This is a genomic window from Streptomyces pathocidini, from assembly GCF_001418495.1.
Taxonomy (GTDB): domain Bacteria; phylum Actinomycetota; class Actinomycetes; order Streptomycetales; family Streptomycetaceae; genus Streptomyces; species Streptomyces pathocidini.
Window position 1 is genome coordinate 1 of record NZ_LIQY01000560.1, and the last position, 1,910, is coordinate 1,910.

General features: G+C 72.1%; 2 protein-coding genes. One reads left to right on the forward strand and one right to left on the reverse strand.

The genetic code is table 11. The features are described from left to right. Positions 1–58: 58 nt before the first annotated feature. Positions 59–868 (reverse strand): SIS domain-containing protein, encoded by an 810-nt coding sequence (locus tag AOK16_RS22540; RefSeq protein WP_079101666.1) that lies wholly within the window; start codon positions 866–868, stop codon positions 59–61. Positions 869–1,058: 190 nt separating this feature from the next. Between AOK16_RS22540 and AOK16_RS22545 the strand changes: the two genes are divergently transcribed. Further along, entirely contained in the window at positions 1,059–1,751 is a 693-nt protein-coding gene (locus tag AOK16_RS22545) for an iron-dependent transcriptional repressor DtxR (RefSeq protein WP_055473992.1), read from the forward strand. The last annotated feature ends 159 nt before the right edge of the window (positions 1,752–1,910 follow it).

Sequence of the window (1,910 nt, forward strand, 5' to 3'; positions counted from 1 at the left end):
CCCTTGTTCCGGAGCGTGGCCGCGCTTGGGCCGCACCTGGTGCCGGGGACCGGTCCGGCTATCGCCGGAAGAAGATGCGGGGTGCGTACTCGTCCAGTACGCGGCCGTTCCACTCGTGGCCGCCGTCCACGTTTCCCGAGCGGAGCAGCGGCGGGGTGACGCCGCGCGCCGCGAGCGAGCCCGCCGCGGTCGCCATGACCGCCTGCATCAGCGCGCTCGTCACCACCGTCGACGCGGGTGCGAACGGCGCGTCGATGCCGTCGGCCGTCAACTCCGCGTCCCCGACCGCGATCTTGCTGTCGAGGACGAGGTCGCAGTGGTCCTTGAGGAACGTGCCGGACGTGTGCCGCGAGCGCGTCCCCGTCGCGTAGGCGACCGACGTCACGCCGATCACCTTCAGGCCCAGCGCCCGCGCGTTCATCGCCATCTCGACGGGCAGTTGGTTGCGCCCGGAGAGCGAGATGATCACGAGCAGGTCGCCCGGCCGGGCCGGACTGGTGTCGAGGACGGCCCCGGCGAGCCCGTCCACCCGCTCCAGCGCGCTGCCGAGCGTCGCCGGCTGCACGTCGACCCCGACCACGCCCGGCACGGCGAGCAGGTTCATCAGGGCGAGGCCGCCCGCGCGGTAGACGACGTCCTGGGCGGGGAGCGAGGAGTGGCCCGCGCCGAAGGCGAAGAGCCGTCCGCCGTCGGCGACCGTGTCGGCGATCATCGTCCCGGCCGCGGCGATCCGTTCCGCCTCCTCGTCGCGCACCTTCCGCAGCAGCTCGATGGCGGCGTCGAAGAACTGCCCGGCCAGCTTGCTCCCGCCGTGGTCCCCACCCAGGTCCCCGTCCCGGTCCCCGCCCGCGCTCTCGCCCTCGCTCATCGCCGCTGAGGCCCCTTCCGTCCGGTTCTTTCGTACCCCAATGAACGGGTACGCGCCCCACGGGCGGAGATCACGTTGCGACCGGGAGCGCCGCCTGTCAATACCGCGCGGCCCCGGCCGGGCCCGGTTGTCGGTGGGATGCGTCAGAATTGGGGTCAGGGCCACCCGCACGACTCATCGAGGGGCACGCATGTCCGGACTGATCGACACCACGGAGATGTATCTCCGCACCATCCTGGAGCTCGAGGAGGAAGGTGTGGTCCCCATGCGTGCCCGGATCGCCGAGCGGCTCGACCAGAGCGGGCCGACGGTGAGCCAGACGGTGGCGCGGATGGAGCGGGACGGCCTGGTGACGGTCGCCGGCGACCGTCACCTGGAGCTGACCGAGGAGGGCCGCAGGCTGGCCACGCGCGTGATGCGCAAGCACCGCTTGGCCGAGTGTCTGCTCGTCGACGTCATCGGTCTGGAGTGGGAGCAGGTCCACGCGGAGGCCTGCCGTTGGGAACACGTGATGAGCGAGGCGGTGGAGCGCCGGGTGCTGGAACTGCTGCGCCACCCCACCGAGTCGCCGTACGGGAACCCGATCCCGGGCCTGGAGGAGCTGGGCGAGAAGTCCGAGGTGGACCCGTTCATCGACGCCGGCATGGTGAGCCTGATGGATCTCGACGCGGGGGCCGATGGCAAGACGGCGGTCGTACGGCGCATCGGCGAACCGATCCAGACGGACGCGCAGTTGATGTACACGCTGCGCCGGGCGGGTGTGCAGCCGGGCGCCGTGGTGAGCGTGACCGAGTCGCCGGGTGGCGTCCTGGTCGGCAGCAGCGGCGAGGCGGCCGAACTGGAGGCGGACATCGCCTCCCACGTCTTCGTCGCCAAGCGCTGACGCCGTCGCGGCGGAAGGATTCTCCCGCCGCCGCGCGTGGGGCGGGTGTGCCGCGTGGGGCGGGAAAGTGGCGTGAACCGCTCGACGGTCCCGAACGGTTGACCTCCCCCCCCCGTCTACGCGCCGTCCCCGTCTCCAGCGTCTCCAGCGGCACCGGTG